This window comes from Bradyrhizobium sp. 27S5 (assembly GCF_037217225.1).
Lineage (GTDB): Bacteria > Pseudomonadota > Alphaproteobacteria > Rhizobiales > Xanthobacteraceae > Bradyrhizobium > Bradyrhizobium septentrionale.
On record NZ_CP147714.1, the window covers coordinates 3806753 to 3833669 of the forward strand.

Annotated in this window: 28 protein-coding genes; 19 read left to right on the forward strand and 9 right to left on the reverse strand. The window is 64.0% G+C overall.

Translation table 11 applies throughout. The features are described from left to right. Nucleotides 1-56: 56 nt before the first annotated feature. Entirely contained in the window at nucleotides 57-758 is a 702-nt protein-coding gene (locus WDM24_RS17490; RefSeq protein ID WP_338831901.1) for a GNAT family N-acetyltransferase, read from the forward strand. A gap of 30 nt (nucleotides 759-788) precedes the next feature. Here the strand turns inward: WDM24_RS17490 and WDM24_RS17495 are convergent, their stop codons facing one another. Next, a complete protein-coding gene (locus WDM24_RS17495) occupies nucleotides 789-2705 on the reverse strand; it encodes a right-handed parallel beta-helix repeat-containing protein (protein WP_338831902.1) in 1917 nt (638 codons plus the stop codon). A 254-nt stretch (nucleotides 2706-2959) separates the two neighbouring features. On the opposite strand from WDM24_RS17495, the gene hchA reads away from it, so the two are divergent. Together hchA and WDM24_RS17505 are read left to right on the forward strand one after the other, a co-directional pair. Further along, the gene (gene hchA, locus WDM24_RS17500; protein ID WP_338831904.1) at nucleotides 2960-3835 is read left to right on the forward strand and encodes a glyoxalase III HchA; all 876 of its coding nucleotides are present in this window, start codon (nucleotides 2960-2962) and stop codon (nucleotides 3833-3835) included. A gap of 169 nt (nucleotides 3836-4004) precedes the next feature. Further along, on the forward strand, nucleotides 4005-4709 hold the full coding sequence (locus WDM24_RS17505) for a PA1136 family autoinducer-binding transcriptional regulator (RefSeq protein ID WP_338831905.1): 705 nt from the start codon (nucleotides 4005-4007) through the stop codon (nucleotides 4707-4709). Nucleotides 4710-4735: 26 nt separating this feature from the next. Here the strand turns inward: WDM24_RS17505 and WDM24_RS17510 are convergent, their stop codons facing one another. Further along, nucleotides 4736-5677 (reverse strand): LysR family transcriptional regulator, encoded by a 942-nt coding sequence (locus WDM24_RS17510; RefSeq protein ID WP_338831906.1) that lies wholly within the window; start codon nucleotides 5675-5677, stop codon nucleotides 4736-4738. 98 nt (nucleotides 5678-5775) lie between these two features. Here WDM24_RS17510 and WDM24_RS17515 point away from each other — a divergent pair, with 98 nt between their 5' ends. After that, nucleotides 5776-6999, forward strand: a complete 1224-nt coding sequence (locus tag WDM24_RS17515; protein ID WP_338831907.1) for an MFS transporter — start codon at nucleotides 5776-5778, stop codon at nucleotides 6997-6999. 63 nt (nucleotides 7000-7062) lie between these two features. Further along, nucleotides 7063-7413: a Lin0512 family protein gene (locus WDM24_RS17520; protein WP_166204473.1), complete on the forward strand. Its 351-nt coding sequence runs from the start codon at nucleotides 7063-7065 to the stop codon at nucleotides 7411-7413. A gap of 83 nt (nucleotides 7414-7496) precedes the next feature. Here the strand turns inward: WDM24_RS17520 and WDM24_RS17525 are convergent, their stop codons facing one another. Beyond that, nucleotides 7497-8378: an SDR family oxidoreductase gene (locus WDM24_RS17525; protein ID WP_338831908.1), complete on the reverse strand. Its 882-nt coding sequence runs from the start codon at nucleotides 8376-8378 to the stop codon at nucleotides 7497-7499. Nucleotides 8379-8456: 78 nt separating this feature from the next. Between WDM24_RS17525 and WDM24_RS17530 the strand changes: the two genes are divergently transcribed. Next, entirely contained in the window at nucleotides 8457-9161 is a 705-nt protein-coding gene (locus tag WDM24_RS17530; RefSeq protein WP_338831909.1) for a glutathione S-transferase family protein, read from the forward strand. Here the strand turns inward: WDM24_RS17530 and WDM24_RS17535 are convergent. Then, the gene (locus WDM24_RS17535) at nucleotides 9158-9712 is read right to left on the reverse strand and encodes a disulfide bond formation protein B (RefSeq protein ID WP_338831910.1); all 555 of its coding nucleotides are present in this window, start codon (nucleotides 9710-9712) and stop codon (nucleotides 9158-9160) included. The genes WDM24_RS17530 and WDM24_RS17535 overlap by 4 nt on opposite strands. Nucleotides 9713-9720: 8 nt before the next feature. Then, the gene (locus tag WDM24_RS17540; protein WP_338831911.1) at nucleotides 9721-9879 is read right to left on the reverse strand and encodes a DUF5993 family protein; all 159 of its coding nucleotides are present in this window, start codon (nucleotides 9877-9879) and stop codon (nucleotides 9721-9723) included. Between the two features lie 142 nt (nucleotides 9880-10021). Here WDM24_RS17540 and WDM24_RS17545 point away from each other — a divergent pair, with 142 nt between their 5' ends. The 3 genes from WDM24_RS17545 (at nucleotide 10022) to WDM24_RS17555 (ending at nucleotide 14083) form a co-directional block, all read left to right on the forward strand. After that, entirely contained in the window at nucleotides 10022-11350 is a 1329-nt protein-coding gene (locus WDM24_RS17545) for a dicarboxylate/amino acid:cation symporter (protein WP_029078760.1), read from the forward strand. 410 nt (nucleotides 11351-11760) lie between these two features. Next, the gene (locus WDM24_RS17550) at nucleotides 11761-12402 is read left to right on the forward strand and encodes a glutathione S-transferase family protein (RefSeq protein ID WP_166204478.1); all 642 of its coding nucleotides are present in this window, start codon (nucleotides 11761-11763) and stop codon (nucleotides 12400-12402) included. A 427-nt stretch (nucleotides 12403-12829) separates the two neighbouring features. Next, complete coding sequence (locus WDM24_RS17555; RefSeq protein ID WP_338831912.1) at nucleotides 12830-14083, forward strand: Spy/CpxP family protein refolding chaperone; 1254 nt, start codon at nucleotides 12830-12832, stop codon at nucleotides 14081-14083. 89 nt (nucleotides 14084-14172) lie between these two features. On the opposite strand, the gene WDM24_RS17560 is transcribed toward WDM24_RS17555, so the two are convergent. Next, nucleotides 14173-14655, reverse strand: coding sequence for a lipocalin-like domain-containing protein (locus tag WDM24_RS17560; RefSeq protein ID WP_338831913.1), 483 nt, complete (start codon nucleotides 14653-14655; stop codon nucleotides 14173-14175). A 342-nt stretch (nucleotides 14656-14997) separates the two neighbouring features. Next, nucleotides 14998-16551: a winged helix-turn-helix domain-containing protein gene (locus tag WDM24_RS17565; protein ID WP_338831914.1), complete on the reverse strand. Its 1554-nt coding sequence runs from the start codon at nucleotides 16549-16551 to the stop codon at nucleotides 14998-15000. A 163-nt stretch (nucleotides 16552-16714) separates the two neighbouring features. On the opposite strand from WDM24_RS17565, the gene WDM24_RS17570 reads away from it, so the two are divergent. The 4 genes from WDM24_RS17570 (at nucleotide 16715) to WDM24_RS17585 (ending at nucleotide 19567) form a co-directional block, all read left to right on the forward strand. Beyond that, nucleotides 16715-17755 carry an alpha/beta hydrolase gene (locus WDM24_RS17570; RefSeq protein ID WP_338831915.1) on the forward strand — a complete coding sequence of 347 codons (1041 nt, stop codon included), beginning with the start codon at nucleotides 16715-16717 and terminating at the stop codon, nucleotides 17753-17755. 21 nt (nucleotides 17756-17776) lie between these two features. Beyond that, entirely contained in the window at nucleotides 17777-18286 is a 510-nt protein-coding gene (locus WDM24_RS17575) for a cytochrome P460 family protein (protein ID WP_338831916.1), read from the forward strand. A 98-nt stretch (nucleotides 18287-18384) separates the two neighbouring features. Next, entirely contained in the window at nucleotides 18385-18753 is a 369-nt protein-coding gene (locus WDM24_RS17580) for an ArsC family reductase (RefSeq protein ID WP_338831917.1), read from the forward strand. Nucleotides 18754-19306: 553 nt separating this feature from the next. After that, a complete protein-coding gene (locus WDM24_RS17585; RefSeq protein ID WP_166296349.1) occupies nucleotides 19307-19567 on the forward strand; it encodes a hypothetical protein in 261 nt (86 codons plus the stop codon). A gap of 255 nt (nucleotides 19568-19822) precedes the next feature. On the opposite strand, the gene WDM24_RS17590 is transcribed toward WDM24_RS17585, so the two are convergent. Both WDM24_RS17590 and WDM24_RS17595 read right to left on the reverse strand, forming a co-directional pair. Beyond that, on the reverse strand, nucleotides 19823-20440 hold the full coding sequence (locus tag WDM24_RS17590; protein WP_338831918.1) for a hypothetical protein: 618 nt from the start codon (nucleotides 20438-20440) through the stop codon (nucleotides 19823-19825). Between the two features lie 3 nt (nucleotides 20441-20443). Beyond that, nucleotides 20444-21058 carry a PAS domain-containing protein gene (locus WDM24_RS17595; protein WP_338831920.1) on the reverse strand — a complete coding sequence of 205 codons (615 nt, stop codon included), beginning with the start codon at nucleotides 21056-21058 and terminating at the stop codon, nucleotides 20444-20446. A gap of 327 nt (nucleotides 21059-21385) precedes the next feature. Here WDM24_RS17595 and WDM24_RS17600 point away from each other — a divergent pair, with 327 nt between their 5' ends. The 6 genes from WDM24_RS17600 (at nucleotide 21386) to WDM24_RS17625 (ending at nucleotide 26830) form a co-directional block, all read left to right on the forward strand. Next, nucleotides 21386-22141 carry an ABC transporter ATP-binding protein gene (locus WDM24_RS17600; protein ID WP_024581422.1) on the forward strand — a complete coding sequence of 252 codons (756 nt, stop codon included), beginning with the start codon at nucleotides 21386-21388 and terminating at the stop codon, nucleotides 22139-22141. Next, complete coding sequence (locus WDM24_RS17605) at nucleotides 22134-22877, forward strand: ABC transporter ATP-binding protein (RefSeq protein WP_338831921.1); 744 nt, start codon at nucleotides 22134-22136, stop codon at nucleotides 22875-22877. Before WDM24_RS17600 ends, WDM24_RS17605 begins: the two co-directional genes overlap by 8 nt. Nucleotides 22878-22919: 42 nt before the next feature. After that, the gene (locus WDM24_RS17610) at nucleotides 22920-24140 is read left to right on the forward strand and encodes an ABC transporter substrate-binding protein (RefSeq protein ID WP_166296334.1); all 1221 of its coding nucleotides are present in this window, start codon (nucleotides 22920-22922) and stop codon (nucleotides 24138-24140) included. A gap of 64 nt (nucleotides 24141-24204) precedes the next feature. Further along, the gene (locus WDM24_RS17615) at nucleotides 24205-25068 is read left to right on the forward strand and encodes a branched-chain amino acid ABC transporter permease (RefSeq protein WP_029083566.1); all 864 of its coding nucleotides are present in this window, start codon (nucleotides 24205-24207) and stop codon (nucleotides 25066-25068) included. Nucleotide 25069: 1 nt separating this feature from the next. Beyond that, entirely contained in the window at nucleotides 25070-26038 is a 969-nt protein-coding gene (locus tag WDM24_RS17620; protein ID WP_166296331.1) for a branched-chain amino acid ABC transporter permease, read from the forward strand. A gap of 147 nt (nucleotides 26039-26185) precedes the next feature. Then, a complete protein-coding gene (locus tag WDM24_RS17625) occupies nucleotides 26186-26830 on the forward strand; it encodes a DUF47 domain-containing protein (RefSeq protein ID WP_166296328.1) in 645 nt (214 codons plus the stop codon). Nucleotides 26831-26917 lie beyond the last annotated feature (87 nt).

The window sequence follows — 26917 nt, forward strand, 5'->3', positions numbered from 1 at the left end:
TGGATTTTGCCGGCGCTTCTTGCTCTGTTCGAGGAAAATCAGGAGCGAAGCGCCGCATGTCCGAAGTCCCGCCAATTCATCCGCTCGATCGCCCGATCTGGAGCGCGCTGACCACAAGGCAGTGCGACCTGGCCGAAGGCGGCACCGATGCCCGGCGCTTTCCGCTCGCGATCGCACCCTTTGCCGACATGGTCGACATGTCGCCCGAGAGCTTTGCGGCGCTCGGCGCGCTGTTGTCGGGATCTGAGCTCGCGGTGCTGTTTACGCCCGATCCGGTCACCGTGCCGGCGGAGTTCAAGGTGCTGCTGGCCGAGACCGGTGAGCAGATGATCGGCACACCCGCAGACTTTGCGCTGTCCGGTGTCGAGATGGTCACGCTCGGCGCCGCCGACGTTCCTGCGATGATAGCGTTGACGGAGCTGACAAAGCCCGGCCCGTTCAGCGCGCGGACGCATGAGCTCGGCACCTTTCTCGGCATTCGCGTGAACGGCGAGCTGGTCGCGATGACCGGGGAACGCATGAAGCCGGGGAACTATACCGAGATGACCGCGGTCTGCGTGCATCCGGACCACCGCGGCCGCGGCTACGCGCAGGCGCTGCTGTCGGCGGTCGCCCGCCAGATCGTGGCACGCGGCGAAATTCCCTTCCTGCACGTCTTCACCAGCAATGTCTCGGCGATCGCGCTCTACCGGCGCCAGGGCATGGAAATTCGCCGCCTTCTGCACATCACGGTGTTGCAGAAGCACGGGCAGGGCTGAAGTGTTGTCTCTGCTCAATTCGGCGCTCGCTCATGCCAGCCTGTTGTTTGCCTGATGCACCGAGCGCTCGTCGCAGCTGGGATCGATCGCGACGGCATTCGCCGCGATCCGGCCACGTGCGGCGACATTGTTGCTGATCTCGACGTTTCTGGAGCGGCCGACATAGATCGCGCTGTCGGGCCTGATCCGGAAGAACTCGCCGGCGCCGAACGCATTGCCGCGCACAAATGTCTGGCCGATCAAATTGTCGGCGATCTTGAGGCCATCCGCATTGCTGACGAAGATCGCGTAGATGCAGGAATCGTCGATATGATTGCCTTCGATGATGACGCGCCGGTTCTCGAAATTGTCCTGAAATCCCTTCGCGCTCTCCGGCGGCACCATGCCGACATAGATGGTGCCGAGGGTGCCGCTGCCGCTGGTCAGCTCGTTGGCGCCGTTGACGCAATGGCTGAAGCGGTTGCCTCTGAACACGAGGTTGTCAGCAAATCCCGACTCCGACCAGAAGCCGATATCGCTGCCCGCCTGCAGCGCCACCCCGGTCGAGAACGTGAACTGGCAGTTTTCGACGATGGCGTTCGGCGCCTTCATCAGCACGCGGCTGCAGGCGTGGAAGCTGCACCTCAGCACCGTGGCGCCCGACCCGGTATGCGACAGCGAGGTGATGGCATCGCCGACCTTGAGCGGCAGGTCCTGCTGCAGGGTGACGTCATAGATCAGGTCCGGCTCGGTGGTCGGGCTCCTGTTGTTCCAGAGCTGGGCGATCTTCGCCTTCAGCTCCGGCGCATGGCGTTTGGTCAATTGCTCGACCTTGCCGCGCCCCAGTGAACGAAACGTCGCGTGATCGCAGCTCTCGATGTCGTCGCCGGCCACAAGGCCGATGTCCCATTTCGGGCTAAGCAGAAACCGCCGCGGCGCGGTCTTTGCCACGACGTAGTGGTAGAAGCCGTGAACATTGACCGCATCGTCGGAGGTGTTGGCGAAACTGCAATCCTCGATGGTCGGCCCCCGCGCGACCGCGGTGAAGTGCGAACCGTCGGAGTTGGTCGAGATCAGCCGGTCGGTTGTCGCGCCCTTCGGCCGGGGTCCCGGAACGACCGAGACTTTTTGCAGCATCATCGAGCCTTCGCCGCCATTCTCGATGATGCCCATGCCCGGCGAGGCCAGGAGCTTGAGGTCGATCAGGCTGGTTGCGACGCTGGAGTCCACCGCAACAGCGTGCGCGCCGCCGTTGGAGATCGCGACCACGTCACCGACGGCGATCGGCAGCTGGCTCGGGAAGCGGTCATTCGCGCTCCACTGCAACCGCACCTTGATCAAGCCGTCACTGATGCGCGCGACGTGGCTCGGTGAGAGGAAGTCGCGGGCGCCAGTCTTCAGCGCCCGGTTGTGGCGGTCCATCACCTTGAAGAAGCCGCCGGCCATGGTGGCGAGCAGGGCGGCATCATCGGGATAGCCCGGATCGATCCTCACCGTGATCTCGAGTGCGGCCTTGTCGAAGGTGGCGATCGTGCCCTGCGTGAACGGCAGCGGATCGTAGTCGATGCTGAGGTCGCGGATCGTGAGGTGGCTGCAGCCCGAGATCACGAAGGTCCCGCCGCGCGTCGTGTTGATCAGCTGCGCGCCATTGCCGTTAAGCTCGAAGCCGTGCAACTGCCGGAACGCGAGCGGCCGCTTGATCCGGTAGCTGGCGTCCTTCTCGAGGTTGAGAACGATGTGAGCCGGTCCGGCCTTGCTGGCGTCAGCCGCCGGTTTGGCGACGGCAGCCAGCGCCTTGGCGAAGGCCGCATCGGCGTCGCCGCCGGAGGTGGCCGTGAAGGTGGCCATGTCGAAGGTTGCAGACCCAGGGAGCGGCGCCGGTTCGGCGCCGCTTTCGGCGCCGAGCAGCGGGGTCGCCACGACGAACGAGGCAAGCGTCAGCGCTCGCCGGCGGCTGATCGGCATCATGCACGACTCCTTGCGCGACCGCGATCGGTCGCGCGCACTATCCGGCCGCGGAGATGAATTGGAGCCGAACGACGCGGAGGTAGCGCAGGGGCTCTCGACGTTGTGATGAATATCGCCGCCGCGTTCCCTCAGGCTGCACCGGCCTGGCGCCGGGTTCCCCACCCCGTGAGCCATTGAGGGAAATCCCTCATTCGCGATCGTGGGGCTCGTGCTTAACTTTGCCGGACCGCAACACGATGAGAGAGGATATCTCGGTGTCCGAGCAATCCCAGGACAAGCGTCCCGTACCCGATCCGGCGGAGGACAACGCCTTCTTTCCGTCGCCTTACTCGCTTGGGCAATTCACCTCGGCCAAGTCGGATCTCTCCGGCGCGGACTATCCCAATGCCTACAAGGGTGGCCGCTGGAAGATTCTGATGATCGCCGCGGATGAGCGCTATCTGCTGTTGCAGAATGGCACGATGTTCTCGACCGGCAACCATCCGGTCGAGACCTTGTTGCCGATGTATCACCTCGACAAGGCCGGTTTCGAATTCGACATCGCGACCGTGTCGGGCAACCCGGTCAAGATGGAGCTCTGGGCGTTTCCGAAACAGGACGACGCGATCAAGAGCATCTACCAGAAATATCTCGGCCGGCTGAAGCAGCCGCTCAAACTCTCCGACGTGATCGAAAACAAGCTCGGCAAGGAGTCCGATTACATCGCGGTCTTCATTCCCGGCGGCCATGGCGCGCTGATCGGGCTGCCCGAAAGCCTCGATGTGAAGGCTGCCCTGAAATGGGCGCTCGACCACGACAAGCATATCATCTCGCTTTGCCATGGCCCGGCGGCGCTGCTGGCGTCGGCGGTCGGCGAAGCCAAGGGCGACTATCCCTTCAAGGGCTACAAGATCTGCGCATTTCCCGACGCCATCGACCGCACCACGCCTGACATCGGTTACATGCCGGGCGGGCTGACCTGGGCCTTCGGCGAACAGCTGCAGGCGCTCGGCGTCGAGATCCTGAACAAGGACATCACCGGCAAGACGTATCAGGATCGCAAGCTGATCACCGGTGACAGCCCGTTCGCTGCCAACAATGTCGGCAAGGCGGCGGCAAAGGCCTTGCTCGATACGCTCGGCGGGCGCTGAGCCGGGCGCGGTCGTCGGCCAAGCCAGCGCGCGGCGAGGCGAGGTCTCGCCGCGCCGCCTGCGACCAGCCGACGATGCTGACGCGGCTTGCGGGTCGGCTTCCGCTAAGGGAAAGTCCTCAATCGGCCGGGCCGCCCGGCAGGGGTTCCCGGGACACGATGGCATCGACATGGATCGCTACATCGAAGCCGTGGTTGCGATCGAGGGCAGCGAGAGCTTGCCCGCGATCCAGGCAGTTGTGCGGTCGGCGTGCGTGCCGCTCGGTTACGACCGGTTCGTGATGTTCTCGGCATCCCCGGCGCGGGAGGACCTGGTCGACAGGATTTACTGGGTCGAGGGCGACTGGTTCGGCAAGGGCGTGACGGTCGATGCCGAGACCTATGTCCGGCACTGTCCGGTGACACGCAATTTCCTCAATGTGGACGAGCCGTTTTTCTGGACCAAGGTGCTGTCCGCTCGTGGCGAGAAATACCGCGTGGTGCGCGCGCCACGCGGACCGGGTTTCCATGGGCTGCAGGTCCCGGTGTTCGGGCGTACCGGCCTCGAAGGCGCGATGAGCTTCGCTGGCATACGTATCGACGCGTCGGCACGGACGCGGGTGGCGCTGACGATGATCGGCGCCGCGGCCTTCCGCGCCGCTCGCCGGCTGATGGAAGCACGCGAGCCGGACGGTGCGTCGAGCCTGTCGCGGCGCGAGCGCGAGGTGTTGCGCTGGATCGCTGCGGGACGGCGGCAGGCCGACATCGCGGCGTCGCTTGGGTTGTCGGAGCGGACGGTCGAAAACCATTTGCGGCGGGCACGGCTTCGTCTCGGCGTCGCGACAACGGCGCAGGCCATCCGGCTCGCGATCCGCAGCGGCGAGATCGAGGATTGACGCGAGCACGAGCTGGCCGCCGCTTCTCAGCGCTCCTTCGCCGCCCTCGTTTTGATTTTTGGCTGGCTGCTGCGCGCCGCGATCCGCGTCAGCGCCTCCGCAAACGCGCGCGCGGCGGGGCCGACCGGCTCGTCGAGCCGGTGGGCGAGATAGGCCTCCATCGCGAGCGCCGCGTTGCGGCCGAGCGCGCCGGTTTCGACCCGCACCAGGCGGCGTTCGCTGAGGTCGCGCGCCACCTGCCAGAGCGGCAGCCGGCCCCAGCCGAGCCCAGCCAGGATCATGGCGTGCTTGGTGTCCTGATTGCTGACCCTGCAGATCTGCGGCGAGAGCACGCCGAAGCTGCGGCCTTCCGACAGCGGTGTCGGATCCGACAGCACGATCTGCAAATGATCGGCGAGGTCGGCGACGCTCTTGCGGCCGCGGCGGGCGAGCGGATGGCTCGCCGCGACGACGGCGACCATCTGCACGGCGCAGATCGCATCGAGCGCGAGGCGGGGATCGCGAAAATCTTCCCCGACCGTGACGGCGAGCGCGCTGCGCCGTTCGGTCAGGGCGGCGATCGGCCCGCCCATCGGTTCGACCGCGAGCCGGACGCCGACCGATGGATAGGCCGCCCGCATTTCCGTCAGCGCCGCGCCGACAGCGGCGATCGGAAACAGCGTATCGACCACGAGCGAAAGTTCCGATTCCACCCCGTCGCCAAGGCCGCGCGCCCGCGCCCGCATCGCGTCGACGCGGAGCAGGAGGTCGCGCGCATTGCCCAAAAGCGCCTTGCCCTCGGCCGTCAGTGCCGGGCGGTGGCTGGAGCGATCGAACAGCATGAGGCCGAGTTCGGCCTCGAGGTTGGCGATGGCGTGGCTGACCGCGGATTGCACCCGCGTCAGCTTGGTCGCGGCGGCGCGAAAGCTGCCGTTCTCGGCGATGGCGACGAAGGTGCGGATCTGGTCGAGCGTGAGGTTATCGAGCATGATCTATGAAATCGATCAACTGGATGCAAAGCATATCACTCCTGTCGATGATCCGGAAACGCTATCTCTGGTGAATTGAGCGGGGGCAGGGTGGGCAGATGACGATCGAGACGGCCGTGGTGCAGCAAAGCGAGGCGAAGCGATGGGCGACGGTCGCCGTCGTGATCGGCTGCGGCATCGGCGCCGCCCTGCAGGTCGGCAAGGTGGCGATTGCGGCGTCGATGCTGCAACAAAACCTCGGCATCGACCTCGCCGCGGTCGGCACCGTCGCCGGCATCTTTGCGGTGCTGGGGCTGGTCGGCAGTGTCCCGGCCGGCGTCGTGATTGCCGCGGTTGGCGCGCGCAGGGTGTTGTTGTGCGGCCTCGCGGCCATTGCGCTCGGCGCCGCTTCGGGTGCGCTCGCGCCGTCGCTTGCGGTGCTGCTTGTGTCCCGTCTGCTCGAAGGGCTCGGCTTCCTCCTGGTGATGGTCGCAGCCCCGGCACTGCTCGATCGCGTCGTCGATGTCGGCGCGCGCGACGTCACCATGGCGGTGTGGAGCTGCGTGATGCCGTTCGGGATCGCGCTGGCGCTGGTCGCTGGCCCGATCTTCGATGGCTGGCGCGCGATCTGGTGGGCCAGCGCCGCCTTTGTCGCCCTGCTGTTCGTGCTCGCCGGCGTCATCGTGCCGGAAGTGGCATCGCGGACCGGCCCGGCGCGAACTGGCCTGATGCAGGAAGCCGCGGCGCTGGCGCGGCGACGTACGCCTGCGCTCCTGATGGTGCTGTTTGCGCTCTACAGCCTGATGTTCTTTGCGCTGTTCAGCTTCCTGCCGATCCTGTTGACCGAGCGGCTCGGTGTGTCCAGCCAGAGCGCCGGCGGGCTTAGCGCGCTCGCGGCGGCCGGCAACGTCGTCGGGAATCTCGCCGCCGGCAATCTGCTCGCGCGCGGCGTCAGCCGCATCGTGCTCATCGCGGTGGCGGCCTTTGTGATGGGCGCCTCGGCGCTCGGAATCTTCCTGCCAGTGCTCGGCGGGTGGGGGGCATTCTTTCTGTGCCTGCTGTTCTCCGCGACCGGCGGCCTGATCCCGGCGACGTTGCTGGCGACCGCACCCGCGGCGGCGGGTTCGGCGACGATGGTCCCCGTCATGATGGGACTGTTGATGACAGGCAGCAATTTCGGCCAGGTGACCGGACCGATCACGGTCGGCGCTGTGGTCTCGACCTGGGGCTGGGGCGCGGCCTGTATCATGGTGGTTGCAGCGGCGATCCTCGCCGGGCTCGCGGCCTGGATGCTGGCGCGCGGCGATCACAAGCGCGTGGGTGAGGCGAGGGACCCGGCTTGACGCCGCTGGCGCAGAGGTCGAAGGAGTGACGGTCTCTCACGCCAACGACAACAGGAAAGCTTCATGACACGCGTGCGCTGTATCACCGAAATGGGCATGGGCGTCGACGTTCACGGCCGCGACGCCACCAAGGCCGCCAGGCGCGCGGTCTCGGATGCGATCCGCCATTCCAGCCTCGGCTTCTTCCGCATGCTCGGCAAGACCGCGAACGACATGTTCGTCGACGTCACGATCGCCGTGCCGAATCCCGAAGACGTCGATATCGCAGCGGTCGCCAAGGAACTGCCCTATGGCACCAAGACGGTGAAGGCAATCGCGGGCGGGCTCGAAATCCCGTCTGATCTCGGCAACGACCCGATCCTGATCGCGAATGCCGCCGTCATCGTCAGCTTCGACGACGGGAAGACCGGCTGATCAACCGCGGTGGGTCGATGGGATCGAGAGCCGTCCCTCAAGGCGTCGTCCTGGCGAAAGCCAGGACGACGCAATTGGAGGCGTCAATCACCGCCCCGAAAATAGTCCGGCTTGCCGGTGGTCCAGGTCTCGCCCCAATGCTGGCCGCCGCCATCGACGGTCAGCGTCTCGCCAGTGATGAACTTGCCGGAGGGGGCGGCGAGATAGGCGGCGGCTTCCGCGATGTCCCAGGGCGTGCCCGGACGCATCATCGGGTTGGAGCGCGGATAGGCGGCGCGCGCGGCTTCGCTGTAGACGTTCCAGCCCTCGGTCTCGATCGCGCCGGGCGCGATGCAGTTGATGCGGATGTCAAGCGGCGCCCATTCGACTGCGAGCGCGCGCGACAGCCCGATCACACCGGCGCGCGCCGCGATGGTGTGCGCGATGCCGTAGAGGCCGTGTGTCGTGACCACGACGATATTGACGATGCTGCCGGGATGCTTGCGGTCGCGCCAGCGCTGCGCCGCAGCCTGCATCATGTACCAGGTGCCGTTGAGGTTGGTGTTGATGACCGCATTCCAGCCCTTGATCGAGAAATCGATCGCAGCTTGCGGGAACTGGCCGCCGGCGCTGTTGACGAGATGATCGATGCGGCCATGCGCGGTCCACAGCGTGTCGAACATCGCGCTGACTGCATCGGGATCCCTGATGTCGGCGACATGCGCGGAGGCCTTCAGGCCGCGATGGCCGAGATGATCGACCAGTGCATCGAGCTTGTCGGCATTGCGGCCGACCACCACGACGTGAGCGCCGAGCCGGGCGAACAGCCAGGCGATGGCGCGGCCGATGCCGCCGGCACCGCCGGACACGACGACCACCTGACCGGCGAGCGCATCCGCCGCGAACACGGTCGGTTGATCAGCGAGTTCGTCATCGGAGAGGCCGAGACTTGTACCCGTTCTTGCGTCTCTCTGTTGATCGTTCATGGCCGGTTGCAGACCTTGCGGCTTTCACTGAGCTCCGTACATTAGCCACCCAACAACAACCCTGCAAAGAATGTCGACATGACCGACCTGTCAGCCTTTCCCATCACAAAACGCTGGCCCGCCCAGCATCCGGATCGCCTCCAGCTCTACTCGCTTCCGACGCCGAACGGCGTGAAGGTCTCGATCATGCTCGAGGAGATCGGGCTGCCCTATGAGGTCCATCTCGTCGACTTCGGCAAGGACGACCAGAAGACCCCGGAGTTCCTGTCGCTCAATCCGAACGGCAAGATCCCGGCGATCCTCGATCCCAACGGTCCCGGCGGCAAGCCGCTGCCGTTATTCGAGTCCGGCGCCATTCTGCAATATCTCGCCGAGAAGACCGGCAAGCTGTTGCCCTCAGATCCGGCGCGCCGCTACCAGGCGATCCAGTGGGTGCATTTCCAGATGGGCGGCATCGGACCGATGTTCGGCCAGGTCGGATTCTTCCACAAATTCGCCGGCAAGGATTATGAGGACAAGCGGCCGCTGCAGCGCTACGTCGACGAATCCAAGCGCCTGCTCGGCGTGATGGAGACGCATCTCGCCGGGCGGCAATGGTTCGTGGACGATGAATACACCATCGCCGATATCTCGATGATCGGCTGGGTACGCAATCTGATCGGCTTCTACGGCGCGCGCGAGCTCGTCGCATTCGACCAGTTCAAGCACGTCGCCGGCTGGCTGGAGCGCGGTCTCGCGCGGCCGGCCGTGGAACGCGGGTTGAATATTCCGAAGCGGCCTTAGGCCGCTCGCTTCAGCAGCTCATAGACGACCGGATTGTCGGCACAGGCGCCAAAGCCGCATTCGAGCAGGGTGGAGAGCACGTTCAGCGCCGTCAGCACGACCACGAGCCACACGGCACCTTGCGCGAACTTGCCGGGCGAGGCGCCCGGCGCCGCGCGGTGGTTGAACTGGCCGTCGAACAGCAGCATGGCGGCGAGCAGGACGATTGCCGCAATGAAGGCGATCAACGCCCACGTATAATAATGATAGCCGAGCAGCGCCGAACCGTAGCCGGCGTCGCCGGGGAGGATGTGCAGCAGCACCTGCCGGGACGAGACCGTGGCGCCGAGCACGGCCGTCAGCAGGGACATGGCATAATGGCTCGGCCGTGGTCCGAAGCGGATGTTGAGGATCGGCCCGATCGCCAGCAGGGCGAAAAGGATGCGCTGCAGCAAACACAGCGGGCAGGGTAGCTCGTGCAGCACAAGCTGCGCGGCAAAGGCTGCTGCCAGCAGCAGCGCAAGGCCGTAAAGCGCGAGCGCGTTCAAGGTGACGGCCTGCGTATCGTTCATGGCTGGCCTCAGAACGACAACGTGAGACGGTCGGTGGCGTGGTGCAGCAAGGTTGCAACGCAGGCGACCAGGATCACCGCGAACAATCCAATCGCCAGGGGACGCGGACCACGCCAGGCCACCAGCATGGCGATGGTGATGGCGAGAAACAGCACGGTGAATTCCATCCTCAGCCTCCGGATGCGAGCCGGCCGTAGTCTATGACAGATTCGTGTGCGCTCGCGGCGGGCCTGAATGGGCATTGTCGCTTGCGCAGTGCTCGGCCAAGATGGCATCACCAGTCGAATTCATCCTTACCCGGGGCACCTCATGACCACAGACGCGATCAGGCCCGCCGCCCAACGCCATCATCAGCCCTGGTACAAGATCCTCTACGTCCAGGTGCTGATCGCGATCGCGGCAGGCGTCCTGATCGGGTACTTCTATCCAAATCTCGGCAAGGAGCTGAAGCCGCTCGGCGACGGCTTCATTGCGCTGATCAAGATGATGATCGCGCCGGTAATCTTTTGCACCGTGGTGCACGGCATTTCCTCGATGGGCGACCTCAAGCGCGTCGGCAGGGTCGGGTTGAAGGCGCTGATCTATTTCGAGGCGGTGTCGACGGTCGCGCTCGCCGTCGGCCTGCTGATCGGCGAAGTGCTGCAGCCCGGCCGCGGCTTCAACATCGATCCCTCCACGATCGATCCGAAATCGGTCTCCACCTATGTGACGCAAGCGAAGGAGCAGGGCATCGTTTCCCATCTGATGGCGATCATCCCCGACAGCTTCTTCGGCGCGCTGGCGCGCGGCGACCTGTTGCAGGTGCTGCTGATCTCGATCCTGTCGGGATTTGCCATCGCCTTGATGGGTAAGCCCGGCGAGCCGATCGCCGAGGCGATCGACAAGGCATCCAAGATGTTCTTCGGCATCATCCGCATGATCGTCCGGCTTGCGCCGCTCGGCGCCTTCGGCGCCATGGCCTTCACGGTCGGCGCCTATGGCCTCGGCTCGCTGGTGAATCTGGCGGCGCTGATCGGCACCTTCTACCTCACCAGCGTGCTGTTCGTGCTGATCGTGCTGGGCGCGATCGCGCGCCTGGCTGGATTCTCGATCATCCGCTTCATCGCCTATATCAAGGACGAATTGCTGATCGTGCTCGGCACCTCGTCGTCGGAGACGGTGCTGCCGCAGATGATCCAGAAGATGGAGCATCTCGGCGCCTCGCGCTCGGTGGTCGGCCTCGTGGTGCCGACCGGCTACAGCTTCAATCTCGACGGCACCAACATCTACATGACGCTGGCGACGCTGTTCCTGGCGCAGGCCACCAACACCCATCTGACGATCTGGCAGGAGCTCGGCATTCTCGGCATCGCCATGATCACCTCGAAGGGCGCCTCCGGCGTCACCGGCGCGGGCTTCATCACGCTCGCCGCGACGCTGTCGATTGTGCCCGACATCCCGATCCAGTCGATCGCGATCCTGGTCGGCATTGACAAGTTCATGAGCGAATGCCGCGCGCTGACCAATCTGATCGGCAACGGCGTCGCCTGCATCGTGATCAGCCTTTCCGAAGGCGAGCTCGACAAGGACGCTCTGCACGAGACGATGGCGCATCCGCTCGAGCTCGGCGAGGCGCTCGAGCCGGGCGGGGCGGGCTAGAACAATATGAAGTTATGGGGCCGTCGCAGGGGGCGCTGCCAAAATATCGAAAACAACCCCATGCAAAGTAGCCGGCGGCGGCCGGCGTTCGAACAAGCAACTTGACACGTCGGGCAATTCAAGCGTAGTTTTCTAATATACAGAAATTCCTCAAGTGTCCTCTCGCGCCAAGGCTGTCGCATATGGCATTTGCGGGCTTCTGCAACTGAGGTTTCCACATCGCAGGCGGGAGAGGGAACGCGCGTTATTCGCGGCCGCAGCCTGGGCCGTGAACCCATAAAGTGGGCAGGGCCTGCGCTGTAGGAATATGCGCCAAGACTTGAGCGCATTATGCGCCATCGATAGTCCATTGCGCGACAGGCTCACCTCTGCGAAGGAGTACATCTAGCCCAATCCAGGAACGCTTAACTATGCTCACCGTCTATGGCGAAGGCCGTGGCTTCCGTGTTGTTTGGCTGCTCGAGGAATTAGGATTGGCCTATCGGCTGCGCCCGGTCGATCTGCTGGCAGCCGAGAAGGATCGCGATTTTCTCGCGATCAACCCCGCCGGCTTCATTCCCGCACTGCAGGACGGCGAGACGATCATGGTCGAATCGATCGCTATTCTTGAGTACCTGCTCGCCCGCCACGGCTCAGGCTCGCTTGCCGTCGCCCCGGACGATCCCGCCTTCGCTTCCTATCTGCAATTTCTCCACTTAGGCGAGGCCGGGCTCGCCGGGCCGATGAACGCCGTCATTGTCGGTCGCCAACTGGCGCCCGAAGCCGAGCGAGATGCCCGGGTAACCCGCTGGGCACTCGAGACCTTCGAGAGCCGGCTGGGGTTGGTTATCCGCCGCCTCGCGGATTGCCCCTATCTCGCCGGTGACCGATTCACTGCTGCCGATATCTCGGTGAGCTACGCCCTCCTGCTCGGCCTGCGAACCGGCAACTACGTCCCAGGTTCTACCGAGCGGGACTATCTCGCCCGCACGACGGCACGCCCTGCCTACGCCCGAGCGATGCAAAGCTGCCAGGCCACCAAGGCTTGGGCGGCAAGATCACCGGGATTGTAGTGCTCGCTTCATCGGAGCGGCCAAGCGACGGGAGTAGTACTGCGTAAGCCGTGTACTCATTGAGCGGCCGGCGCCTGACGTCCGCTTAACCGCAACAGCGGCGGAAAAGCGGACATCTCCCGAGATCGCCGAAGGGCCAGAAGCGGAAGCAATCCAGACAATACAGCCGGAGCCGATCATGCCCCGGCGTCAGCCCGGGCGGAGACTCGGGCATTAACTTCGGGGGCTAGGCTGAGGCGTCGGCAAAGCTTCTCTGCTTCTGCGTAGCTTTTCATCGCCACTACGGACGTCCGTGATCGATTTTGGATGGAAACGATATGGTCCCCGCGTCGACGCGGGAGGGAACTTTCGGTTTCGCTCCGAGTCATATTTGTAACGCGATGCGGCCTGGCGCGGAGGAGGGATCATGTCGAAGTCCCGCATTGGAATGGCTGCGGCCGGCGTTGCCATGGTCGCTCTGGGCGCGCTGCCGAGCGCGGCCGAGGCGGGCTTCCGCCTGCGCGTTGGTGGCCCCGTCGGTGTCGCGCGCTTCGCGATGGCCAGCATGCTGTCGGTCGCAGGTCTCCGCCACGCACGCATGGCGGCACGCCACAGCCGCGTCCGAACCGCCGCCTTAAGACCGCAAGATCTCCGCTCCGCCGCCGAGTCGATCCACCCGAGTGCGCGTGCGCAGCTCACTGCCGTGGCGGCGCTGGCCGGCTGGCAGGGCGGCCGAGCTGCGCAAGGCTGGTGGCAGCACGCCGACGGTTCATACGGCTGGGTCGGTCCGCTGTTCTGGCCGTTCGCCTATAGCGATCTTTATGACTACGCGCTTCTCAGTGACGGTAGCGGCTTCTGGGCCTATGGCTACGGCGATCTCTACGCCGCGATCTTCTCACCTTACGCTGCCAGCGATCTCTCAGCGTTCGCGGCCGAGCGCCCTGCCGGGAGGCGGCATCGCAAAGCGCCCTCCGTGCAGGAGCTCTGCGGCGCTGACACCGCCAAGATGACCGGCCTTCCCTTCGAGCGGATCGGCCGGGTGGTCGCGGCGAACGAGGCACAGCGCACAGCCTTCGACGAGCTCGCGAGCGCCTGGACTTCCGCCGGCGACACCATCCGCGCCTCCTGTCCAACACAGGCCGCAACCACCGCGCTGGAGCGGTTCGCGGCCATGCAGAGCCGCGTCAACGCGATGCTGAGCGCGGTTGCGGCCGTTCAGCCACCGTTCCAAAAATTCTACGATCTCCTGAGCGATGAGCAGAAGGCGCGGCTCAACGCGCCCCAACGCGACCGCCGCGCCAACGCCGCGGCCGCGAAGCTGACGGAGATGCAGGACGCCACCTGCCAGGCGAGCCGCGAACTGCAGGACGAGCAACAGGCCGAAAAGCAATACCGCGAGCTGGTCGCCCAGCAATGGCCCCTCGACGACATCGCCGCCAGCCTGAAACTGAACGATAGCCAACTCGCCGCTCTCGAAGTGGTGCAGGACACCACAATGGGTACTATGGAAGCCTTAAGCGCATGCCCGCCAAAGGACGCGCTCACCCCGCCGGCCCGCCTTAAGGCCGCAAAGGCGCGGTTGGAAGCGATGCGAGAGGCGATCAGAAGCGTGAACGACGCGGTCGACGATTTCCATGCGAACCTGAGTGACGAGCAGAAGACGCAGTTCGAGGGGCTCGGGCCGAAGATGCGGGGGGTATGATTTTTCCATCCCCAAACGAGACTTTTTCACGAAAAGGGCCAACAGCAGACAGTTGCCTTCGGCGCGATCCGTCAGTTGCCGAAAGACCCTTAACGCTCACGCTCCCAATTGAGGGTGCCAACAACTCGCTTACCGGGAAGAACTGCGCTGGCCTGTTCGGCTGTTCGAATGGAGAGCTTGTCTCCTTCCAGCTTGAAGAACCGGACTTGGGACGTACCGGTCATAAGCTCGTTCCACGATAGATCGACGTCGGTCGTAAGCTTGTGCCCGTCGATGGTAAATTTTCCGGTGTAGACCATCAGCGATTTGAGGAGCGCGGCCGAGTCCGCATCATTCGTTGCCGGCTTGCGATCTGGCCTAGCGATCATGAACGCCGAGAACCCGTCCGGCGTAAAGACCGCCCTACCTTTGGGTTTGGGACCGAAAGGCTCTGTAGCGTCTCCGCCGATAATCTGAATCGTCCATGAAGTTAGTTTCCAACTACCGGCAAGTCGTCCCGCGGTATCCTCCGCAAAGGCAAATCCAGATTGAAAACAGAAGCATACAGCGACAAGGACACCGAGACGCATCATCTTCGTCCTCCTCCACCACTAACCAGTGCATCAAGTAATGAGCAGACTGCCCTGAGCGACGAAACGCGCGAGAGCAAGGCTTAGGGAAGTCCGCTTCGGGTCAAACTCGACAAAACTCAAAGTGAGCATAATGCGTCCGCTTTCGGGCACATCGCAACCGCTCCCGTCGGCGCGGGCTCATTGAGCCTGACTGCCGAGCCATGATTCAAATCTTTGACCGAAGCGGGCCGAATCATGCGCTACGAACTCTACGACGAGGGATGCACCGCCATCAGGCCGATGCTGCCAAACAAGCCGCCCGGCGCACCACTGGTGAATGATCGTCGCGTCCTCCGAGCAGCATCAATCCGGGACGCCGGCCGCCTTGAGGGTTTCACGATAAGTCGCGGACATCGCTTCCACCGGGAACGGAATCCGTGACAGGAAGCCGGAGACCGTGAACTCCGGGTCGACCTTCAGCAAATCGCGCGCGATCTGCGTCGCGCGCTCGCGCTCGCCGGTCTTGACCAGCGCCACGATCAAGACGCGCAGCGCGACCGCGAAGCGGCGGTTCTGCGCCAGCGCCCTGTCGGCCCACATCACCGCTTCGGCAAAATTCTGGTCGAGCACCGCGCAGATCGCGAGCGCCGCGGAGGCGAACCAGCCGCGTGGGTCGCGCGGGTTGAGCCGTTGTGCCCGCTCGATCATGATGCGGCCGGCCTTCTGGTTGCCGCGCATCGCCTCGATCCAGCCGCCGAGCACGAGCGCCATCGCCGAGTTCGGGTTAATCGCAAGCGAACGCTCGAACAGTTCACGCGCGGGCTCGATCTCGTCGGCCATGTTCCAGATCGCGAACGCTGCCATCCACAACACCTGCGGATCGCCGGGCGCAAGCTCGACCGCGCGCCAGGCCTGCGCGACCGCGCGTTCCCGGTAGACATCGTTCGGGTTCAGCCAGCCCTGGAAATGGCGCAGCGCGTGACAATAGGCCGACGCCGCCAGCGCCGGCGCGTAAGAAGGGTCGAGCGCCAGCGCCTGGTCGAGGCAATCGAGCGCGGCGGTCATGCTCTCGGGCGTGAACTCGTAGCGCAGGCTGTAGGCGCGCAGCAGCAGGTCGTAGGCGTCGAGCTTGTGCGGCGGCGCCGCGCGCAGCCGCTCGGCCTCCGCGACAAGCAAGGTCGGCTCGATCGCGCCGACCACGTTCTCGGTGATGCGGTCCTGCAGGTCGAAGACGTCGGTCGCCGCGCCGTCGAACCGGTCGGCCCACAGATGCGCGCCGGAGACGGCGTCGATCAACTGCCCGGTGATGCGCAGCCGATCGCCGCCGCGGCGAACGCTGCCCTCGAGCACATAGCCGACACCGAGGTCGCGTCCGACCTGGCGGATATCGACCGCCTTGCCCTTGTAGGTGAAGGCGGAGTTGCGCGCGATCACGGTGAGGCGGCTGCAGCGCGCGAGCGCGGTGGTGATGTCCTCGGCGATGCCGTCGGCGAAATAGTCCTGCTCGGGATCGCCGCTCATATTGGTGAACGGCAGCACCGCGATCGACGGACCCTCGCTCGGCCGCGGCGGGGTGACGTTGTCCGAGATCGGATGATCTGATGCGATGTCCTCCCTGACATCGCCGACAAAGCGGAGGCCTTTGCGGGGCAGGGTGCGGATCAGCCGCTGCTCCTCGCCATTGTCGCCGATTGCCGTCCGCGCGGCGTTGACCCGGCTGCTTAGCGTCGCTTCCGAGACGATCCGGCCGTGCCAGACCGCGGCCAGCACCTCGTCGCGGCTGACCACCCGGTCGCGGGCGCGGATCAGGAACTCGAGGAGGTCGAAGACCTGCGGCTCGACCGCCACCAGGGCATTGCCACGGCGCAGCTCTCGGCGCGCAGGGTCGAGGGTCAAGTCGTTGAAATGGTAAGCCAAATTCGATAGTCCGGCGGCCGGCAGCTGAATGCGTGGCGGAACCTAGCACAGCCGGCCCGGAGCCAAAATCACGACGCTCTGAAGGACAAATCCACGTCCTCTGAAAGCAGACGCGGTCGGTCTCTGCAATATTCAAACCCGACACCAGACGCAGGAGATCGCCATGTCCCAATCCATCAATCAGCAACGCCGCCGCTTCCTGGGATTCGCCGGCGGGATCCTCGCCGCGTCCAGGTTCGGCTTGATCGGATCGGCCCAGGCCCAGTCCAAGCCGGCGCTGCCTGAGGTCAAGGTCGGCGCCCATACATCGATCGGTCCGGTCAAGCAGATCAATGCCGGCGTGCTCGATACCGGCTATGTCGAGATGGGGCCTACGTCCGGTCCCGCGGTGATCCTGCTGCACGGCTGGCCCTACGACATCCACAGCTATGCCGACGTCGCGCCGGCGCTGGCCGAGGCCGGCTATCGCGTGATCGTGCCGCATCTGCGCGGCTACGGTACCACGCGCTTCCTCTCCACCGACACGATGCGCAGCGGCCAGCCGGTCGCGGTCGCCGCCGACATCATTGCGCTGATGGACGCGTTGAAGATCGAGAAGGCCGTGCTCGGCGGCTATGATTGGGGCGCGCGCACCGCCAACATCATGGCGGTGCTATGGCCGGAGCGCTGCAAGGCGATGGTGTCGGTGAGCGGCTACCTGATCGGCAGCCAGCAGGCCGGCAAGATGCCGCTGCCGCCGAAGGCCGAGCTGCAATGGTGGTACCAGTTCTATTTCGCGACCGAGCGCGGCCGCGAGGGCTATGCCAAGAACCGGCACGATTTTGCCAAGCTGATCTGGCAGCTCGCCTCGCCGCAGTGGAAGTTCGACGACGCCACCTATGACCGCAGCGCTGTTGCCTTCGAGAACCCCGACCATGTCGATATCGTGATCCACAATTACCGCTGGCGGCTTGGGCTCGCCGAGGGCGAGGCGAAGTACGACGCGTTCGAGAAGACGCTCGCCCAGGCGCCTGTGATTGCGATCCCGACCATCACGATGGAGGGCGATGCCAACGGCGCGCCGCATCCGGAGCCCGCGGCCTATGCCAAGAAGTTCTCCGGGCATTATGAGCATCGGACCCTGACCGGCGGCATCGGCCACAATCTGCCGCAGGAGGCGCCGCAGGCCTTCGTCCAGGCCATCATCGACGTCAGCAAGGTCTGAGCCGAGAGCGGACCAAAGATCATGAAACAGGTTGTGAAATGGGCAGCTGCCGCGATCGCGGCAGCCAGCATCAGCGCCGCATTGCCGTTTGCCGTCGGGCGTGCCGACGATGCTGCACTGGCATCGCCGATCTTCGGCGTGACAATTCCCCAAGGCTATCGCGACTGGAAGCTGATCGCGGTCGGTGAGGAGACCGGGCTTGACGAGCTGCGCAGCGTGCTCGGCAACGACACCGCGGTGAAGGCCTATCAGGGCGGCGCCGCACGATTCCCTGACGGCACCGTGCTGGTGAAGCTCGCGTGGAAGCGCAAGCCGGTTGCAGGTCTCAATGGTGCCTTCATCACGGGGCCCGCGACCACCGTCCAGGTGATGGTCAAGGGCTCCGCCAAATATGCCGCGACCGGCGGCTGGGGCTTTGGTCGCTTCATCGACGGCAGGCCGGTCGATGCCGCCCAGCACGAAACCTGCTTCGCATGCCACGAGGCCCACGCCAGCGATCACGATTTCGTCTTCACGCGCTACGCCCACTAGGCGAGCAATATCGGTGTGGAGACCGTCGCGGTCCGATCTGGCGCTGTGGTTGCGGCGGGGCTAGTTTCCCCGCTGCAAATCGCATCCGGGGAACGGCTTTGAGCATCACCATCTACGGCATCAAGAACTGCGACACGATGAAGAAGGCGCGCGCCTGGCTCGACGATCATGGCGTCGCCTATGACTTCCACGACTACAAGACCACGGGGATCGCCAAGGACAAGCTCAAGCAGTGGAGCGACGAGGTCGGCTGGGAGACGCTGCTCAACCGCGCCGGCACGACCTTCAAGAAGCTGCCCGATGCCGACAAGGAGGGATTGAACGAGCGCAAGGCGCTGGCGCTGATGGCCGAGCAGCCGTCGATGATCAAGCGTCCGGTGCTCGATCTCGGGCCCAGGCGCGTCGTCGGCTTCAAGCCGGATATCTACGCCAAGGAAGTGCCGGTCAAGGCGCGCAAGAAGGGCTGAGGCATTCCTGCGAAGTGGAGACCGGTTCGCGTCAGGAAAGCGCTTCGGCTGCGGATAACTGAAGGGTCAGCAAACGAAGTCAGAACCGGACCCAACAGGTCGCAAAGGCTGACTAGTAGCGACTAGATCACAACAGCAAAACTCCCAGTCGTCTTGCATTCCGAGCACTGGAAGGTGCGGACTTCCTGACCGGGTTGAGCAGGCTCGATGCAAGCCAACCGCATAGGCTTGCCACACTTGGAACACGGAAGAATCCCGATCTCCGCGCGGCTGTATAGTGGATTTGGTTGGATAGATGACATCATGCTTCCCCTGTATTGGGCGGGAGCATTATCGATCTCTCTGTCGCCGATAACTGCCTATTCGGACGCCGATGGATTCAGTCTAGCCCAATACGTCAATGCGGGGCTGGTCAATATTGCTCACATCGGAAAAGTTAAACGAAGGCGCACGAAATCAAATCCAACTCGCAAATGAAATAAATCCATTATCGCAGGAACCTCTTATCGCCCGACTCTATTTGCCCCCTGTCTCTAACCAGGAGGTAGACACCATGACGAAAGTTCTTTTGGCGACGGTTGCTGTTATCGCATTCACTGCACCTTCATTCGCGCAGCAGGACAAAACCACCGGTCAAGCGCCACCATCAGGCGCTTCCTCGTTCTACGTGGCTCAAGATACCGCGACGATGAAGTGTCAAGTTGTCAATACCCAGCCTGCCGCTGGAGGCACGATGAAGGTCATCGGTACGGCACACCCGACACAGGCATCAGCACAAACAGCCTTGGTGGCTGATAAGACTTGCAAGGAATGAAGTGACGGCGCGAGTACAGGGGCGGGTCTATTGGTTCCACAAAACTACTGACCCGCCCCGCTACCTATGTTGCCCGATGGATGCATTTTCGGACCTGCGCGCGCAGTTGCGAGGTTCGGTTTATACCGATGAGCCGACATCATCAGACCGCTCCCGGAGGTCTGAAGAGGGCCAAAAGCGGATGTCGCCCAGCGTTTTCCTTATTGTGGCTCCCTCAGATGCCGTTCGCCATTTCGGCGCATTTATGGGTACGCCCTAGATCAGCTCGACTGAATCTTGGCTCGCCGGATGATCCACCGGCACGAACTTGCGGTCGATCACCGCGCGCACGGTCACGATCGGGATCGACTTCGGCGTCACGCCCATCAGGTTCTGCAGCCGAAATCCGCCCTCGATGCTGATCGCCTTGTACGAGCCGATGATGTGCTCGACGGTATCGCCGCGTCCGAACGGCAGCAGCAGTCGTTCATAGGAGACGTCCTTGCCGTCGGCGTCCGTCACCTCCGCAACCGTATAGGTCGGACGCTTGCGCGTCAGGCAGGCACGATAGGACAGGATCACGCCGGCATAGCGCTCCGGGCCGATCGCATCATCCAGATAGCGGTTGGTGCGCAGCCGCGGATCGACATGCTCGTTGCCGTAGGCGGTGGTCAGCCTTGCGCCTTGTTGGGTGATCAGGAAGCGGGCGTCCTCGCCGCTGCCGACCACGTCAAAGCCCATCATGTCGGCGCGCTCGTCAGCGGTGCCCTCGGTATGGAAGTCGCTCAGCTTAGGGAGCGCGTCCGGCTTGCGCACCGCGCGCAGCCAGGCATTCAGCAGCACCCGCTGCGTGATCGATTTGACCGCCGATGGATCGGCACTCCTGAAGGGCATCGGCTAACCGAATTCAAGCACATCCCCGAGCGGGATGCGGCCGGGGGCACGGTGGTACAGGTCGCGGTCGATGATCGCGCACAGCTTGAAGCTCGGCAGCACGACATTGCCGCGCATCAGATTGCGGATTTCGAAATGGCCGCTGTCGCTGATCGTCTTCAGCGACGCGACCAGATGCGTGACAGCGCCGCCGTCCGAGAACGGCAGCAGCAGCCGTTCATAGGCCACGACGTGACCGTAGATGTCGTCGATGTCGGTGATGGTGTAGGCGGGGAGGCGGCGGGCGATGCATTCGTGGTAGACCGGCATCACAACGGGTGCGAGCCGCGGGCCGAGATAGTCGTCGAGCAGGCGGCCCTTGCCGCTGTGTCCGTAGGCGGTGGCCATCCGCGTGCCGTCGCTCTCGATCGTCAATCGCGGCGGCTGGGCCGCGGCGTCGACGCTGAGGAACACGGTGTCCGGCAGATCTTCCTCGATCCGCTCAGGCTGAAATTCATCCATGCGCGGGATCGTCTGGCTGCGGGCATAAAGTCGCAGCCACGTGTTCAGGAAATCACGTTGCCGGATCGACTTGACGACCGAAGAATTGGCGCTCTCGAAATGCAAGGCTCTGGCCATTCTCAATGCAATGGCCGGAGCTTCGGCGACAGGCGGAAATATTCTATGAAAGTGACGGTCCGGAGGAAAACACCGTTAACGGCCGCTTTCCCGAGGCGCAAAGCGCGCCCAAATGCCATTCGACTAAGGATCAACCGGAACTGGTCGCGCCGATACCGCACCGCACAGCTTTCGACCTTGCGTAACCGCCGCAGATGACGGCATATTCCGGCCCGGAGGCGACGGGCGCCGGACGGTTTCCAAGACGGTCGGACAACCTGTCGAGCACGAAAAAAGCTGGCCACGCGGGCGACGGGCTTCGCGGCGATGGCGTATGGGGGATTCTATTTGGCCGATGAGTTCATTCTCGAAACCAGCGGATTGACCAAGGAATTCGCGGGTTTCTTCGCCGTTCGCGACGTTGCATTGAAGGTGCGTCGCGGCAGTATTCATGCGTTGATCGGGCCGAACGGCGCCGGCAAGACGACCTGTTTCAATCTGCTGACCAAATTCCTGAAGCCGACGGGAGGGCAGATTCGCTACAAGGGCCAGGACATCACCGCGATGCCGCCGGCCGACGTGGCGCGGCTCGGGCTGGTCCGCTCGTTCCAGATCTCGGCGGTGTTTCCGCATCTGACCGCGCTCGAGAACGTTCGCGTGGCGCTGCAGCGCCAGCACGGCTCGTCGTTCGATTTCTGGCGGTCGAAAACCGTGCTCGACCGCTTCAATCCGCGCGCCCATGAGCTGCTGAACGACGTCGGCTTAAGCGAATTCGCCAACACGCCGGCGGTCGAGATGCCGTACGGCCGCAAACGCGCCCTTGAGATTGCAACGACGCTCGCGCTCGACCCCGAGATGATGCTGCTCGACGAGCCGATGGCCGGCATGGGTCACGAGGACATCGACAAGATCGCGGCGCTGATCAAGCGGATCTCCGCCAAGTACACCATCCTGATGGTCGAACATAACCTCTCGGTGGTGGCCAACCTCTCCGACATCATCACCGTGCTGACGCGCGGGCAGGTGCTGGCGGAGGGCAACTACGCCGACCTCTCCAAGGACGAGCGCGTGAAGGAAGCCTATCTGGGAGCGGGTCATGGCTGAGGCGAAACTGGCGGAGAAGCCCGTGGCTGCGGCCGGCGCCGAGGTACTGACGGTCAAGGATCTGCAGGCCTGGTACGGCGAATCCCACATCCTGCACGGCATCAATTTCAACGTGAAGGCCGGCGAGGTGGTGACGCTGCTCGGCCGCAACGGCGCCGGCAAGACCACCACGCTGAAGTCGGTGATGGGCGTGATCGGCAAGCGTTCGGGATCGATCCGCTTCGACAACAAGGAGATCATCCGCGCCACCTCCGACCGCATCGCGCGGCTCGGCATCGCATTCTGCCCCGAAGAGCGCGGCATCTTCGCCAGCCTCGATGTGAAGGAGAACCTGCTGCTGCCGCCGGTGGTGCGCCCGGGCGGTCTGCCGCTCGACCAGATCTTCACGCTGTTTCCGAACCTGAAGGAGCGTCTCACCAGCCAGGGCACCAAGCTCTCGGGGGGCGAGCAGCAGATGCTGGCGATCGCGCGCATCCTGCGCACCGGCGCGCGCTTCCTGATGCTGGACGAGCCGACCGAAGGGTTGGCGCCGGTCATCATTCAGCAGATCGGCCACACCATTGCGCGCCTGAAGTCGCAGGGATTCACCATCCTGCTGGTCGAACAGAATTTCCGTTTCGCCTCGACCGTTGCCGACCGCTACTACATCGTCGAGCACGGCAAGGTGATCGACGGCTTCGCGAATTCGGAGCTGTCGGCCAACATGGACAAGCTGCATACGTATCTCGGCGTTTGAAATCGCCGGAGCCAGAAAATTTAAGGACTGAGGAAATCCGACATGAAGAATACCATTTCAGCGCTCCTGCTCGGCACCGCGATGGTGCTGTCAGCTGCAAGCGTCGCCTCCGCTGACGACAAGACGGTCAAGATCGGCGTGCTGTCGGATCAGTCCGGCCTCTATGCCGACCTTGCCGGCCCCGGCTCGACGCTGGCGGCGCAGATGGCGATCGAGGATTCCGGCCTCAAGGCCAAGGGCTGGACCATCGACCTGATCTCCGGCGATCACCAGAACAAGCCCGATATCGGCACCACCATCGCCCGCCAGTGGTTCGACGTCGACAAGGTCGACACGGTCGTCGACGTGCCAAATTCCGGCGTCGCGCTCGCGGTCAACAACGTCGTGAAGGAGAAGAACGGCGTCTACATCAATTCGGGCGCCGCGACCTCCGACCTCACCAACGCGCAGTGCTCGCCGAACACCGTGCACTGGACCTACGACACCTACATGCTGGCCCACGCCACCGGCCAGGCGCTGGTGAAGGCGGGCGGGGACACCTGGTTCTTCCTGACCGCGGACTATGCATTCGGCGCCGCGCTCGAGCGCGACACCACGGCTGTCGTGACCGCCAATGGCGGCAAGGTGGTCGGCGGCGTCAAGCATCCGCTCAACACCGCTGATTTCTCCTCCTTCCTGCTGCAGGCGCAGGCCTCCAAAGCCAAGATCATCGGTCTTGCCAATGCCGGCGGCGACACCACCAACTCGATCAAGCAGGCCGCCGAGTTCGGCATCGTCAAGGGCGGCCAGAAGCTCGCCGCGCTGCTCTTGTTCCTCACCGACGTCAAGGCGATCGGGCTCGAGACTGCGCAGGGCCTCAACTTCACCGAGACGTTCTACTGGGACCTCAACGACAACACCCGCGCCTTCTCCAAGCGCTTCTCGGCGCGGATGAAGAGCGGCGCGCCCCCGACCATGGTGCAGGCCGGCGTCTATGCGGGCCTCATGCATTACTTCAAGGCGCTGGAAGCGCTCGGCGGCAATCCGCATGACGGCGCCAAGGTGGTCGCGAAGATGAAGACCATCCCGACCGACGATCCGCTGTTCGGCAAGGGCGAGGTCGAGGCCAACGGCCGTGTCACCCACGACGCCTATCTGTTCGAAGTGAAGAAGCCCTCGGAGTCCAAGGGTCCGTGGGACTTCTACAAGCTGGTCGGCACCGTGCCGGGCAACCAGGCCTTCACGCCGCTCGACAAGAGCACCTGCGCTCTTCTGAAGAAGTGACGGTCATGCCCGCCGGCCATGAGCGTGGCCGGCGGGCTTCATCTATCTAGCGAAAGCTCATTCGATGCAGGCTCTCTACGCACAGCTTCTGGTGGGACTGATCAACGGCTCGTTCTACGCGCTGCTCAGTCTGGGGCTCGCCGTCATCTTCGGCATGCTCAACATCATCAATTTCGCGCACGGCGCGCTCTACATGATGGGCGCCTTCGTGGCGTATTTCCTGCTCAACCTGGGCGGCATCAACTACTGGTGGGCGCTGATCATCGCGCCGGTCATAGTCGGCATCTTCGGCATGATCCTCGAGCGCACCATGCTGCAATGGCTGGCCGGCCTCGACCATCTCTACGGACTGCTCCTGACCTTCGGCATCGCGCTGATCGTGCAGGGCGTGTTCCAGAACTATTTCGGCTCCTCCGGTCTGCCGTATTCGATCCCGGATCAGCTCAAGGGCGGCGTCAATCTCGGCTTCATGTTCCTGCCGATCTATCGCGGCTGGGTCGTCATCTTCTCGCTGGTGGTGTGCCTTGCCACCTGGTTCCTGATCGAGAAGACGCAGCTCGGCGCCTATCTGCGCGCCGCGACTGAGAACCCGACGCTGGTGCGCGCCTTCGGCATCAACGTGCCGCGCATGATCACGCTGACCTACGGGCTCGGCGTCGGCCTCGCCGCGCTCGCCGGCGTGTTGTCGGCGCCGATCAACCAGGTCCGCCCGCTGATGGGGGCCGATCTCATCATCGTGGTGTTCGCGGTGGTCGTGATCGGCGGCATGGGCTCGATCATGGGCTCGATCATCACCGGCTTCGCGCTCGGCGTGATCGAGGGACTGACCAAGTATTTTTATCCCGAAGCCTCCAACACCGTGGTGTTTGTCCTGATGGTGGTGGTGTTGCTGGTGAAGCCAACGGGACTGACGGGACGGGCGGCCTGATATGTCAGCATTGACCGACGATACACTTCCGGTGACGCCGCGCGCGATGCGCGACGAGATGATCGTATTCGCCGTAATGGCGGCGCTGCTGGCGGTGGTGCCGTTCACGGGGATCTATCCTTTCTTCGTGATGCAGGCGCTGTGCTTTGCGCTGCTCGCCTGCGCCTTCAACCTGCTGATCGGCTATGGCGGCCTGCTGTCGTTCGGCCACGCGATGTTCCTCGGCACTGCCGGCTACGTTACCGCGCATGCGCTGAAGGTGTGGGGGCTGCCGCCCGAGCTCGGCATCGTGGTCGGCACCGCCGCCGCGGCGTTGCTCGGCCTCGTCACCGGCTTCATCTCGATCCGCCGCCAGGGCATCTACTTCTCGATGATCACGCTGGCGCTGTCGCAGCTGCTCTACTTCATCTATCTGCAGGCGCCGTTCACGCACGGCGAAGACGGCATCCAGGGCATCCCGCAGGGACGACTGTTCGGGATCTTCGACCTCTCGAAGCCGATGGTGCTTTACTACGTCGTGCTGGTCGGCTTCCTCGCCGGCTTCCTGCTGATCTACCGGACCATCAACTCGCCGTTCGGCGAGGTCTTGAAGGCGATCCGCGAGAACGAACCGCGCGCGATCTCGCTCGGCTACAAGACCGACCAGTACAAGATGCTCGCCTACATCCTGTCGGGCACGCTGGCGGGCTTCGCCGGCTCGCTGAAGGTGTTCGTTGCGCAGAACGCCTCGCTCACCGACGTGCACTGGTCGATGTCCGGTGAAATCGTGCTGATGACGCTGGTCGGCGGTCTCGGCACCATCTTCGGACCGGTGGTCGGCGCATTCGTGATCATCGCCATGCAGCAATATCTCGCCGGCTTCGGCCAGTGGGTGACGGTGATCCAGGGCGTGATCTTCGTCGCCTGCGTGCTGCTGTTCCGGCGCGGCCTGGTCGGCGAGCTGGCCCATATGCTCCGGCGGTCGCTGTAGGGCAGGGCGCGGCCCGCGATTTTCCGCTGACATAGCGGTGGACGACCGCCCGTTCGGGCGGTCGATCGGTGCTTTCCCCGCCAGATGCTCTATGACAGTTCTGTGACAGTCGCTAAAAGGGCTGTCCCGGAACGATGGAACTGAGACATGCTGCGCTGGTTTCGCGCCTTCCTGCCCAAGGAAGAGCGGTTTTTCGACCTGTTCGCCCGCCACGCCCAGACCTCCGTGAAGTGCTCGCTGGCGCTGCAGGACATGCTGAAGGGCGGCGAGGAGACCCCGGTCTTCTGTCAGCGCGTCAATCAGTTCGAGAACGACGCCGATAGTGTCACCCGTGAGGTGCTGACCGCGGTTCGCCGCACCTTCATCACCCCGTTCGACCGCGGCGACATCAAGAACCTGATCACGGCGATGGACGACGCGGTCGACCAGATGCAGGCGACTGCAAAGGCGGTCATGCTGTTCGAGGTGCGCGAGTTCGAGCCGCCGATGCGCGAGATCGGCACCCTGATCGTCGAATGCGCCAATCTGGTCGTCCGCGCGCTGCCCTTGTTGCAGGCGATCGGTCAGAACGTCTCGATGCTGACCCAGATCACCGAGGAACTGACCAAGCTCGAGGGCCGGGTCGACGATCTCCATGATATCGGGCTGAAGGAATTGTTCCTGAAGCACCGCAACGCCAACACGATGGACTTCATCGTCGGCGCGGAGATCTACGATCACCTCGAGAAGGTGGCCGACCGCTTCGACGACGTCGCCAACGAGATCAATTCGATCGTGATCGAGCAAGTATGAGCATGATCCGGAAAAGTGTGATGCGGTTTTCCGGCGCGACAAACGCGGAACGCGTTTGCGCGGAGATCATGCTCAAAAAAGCACAAT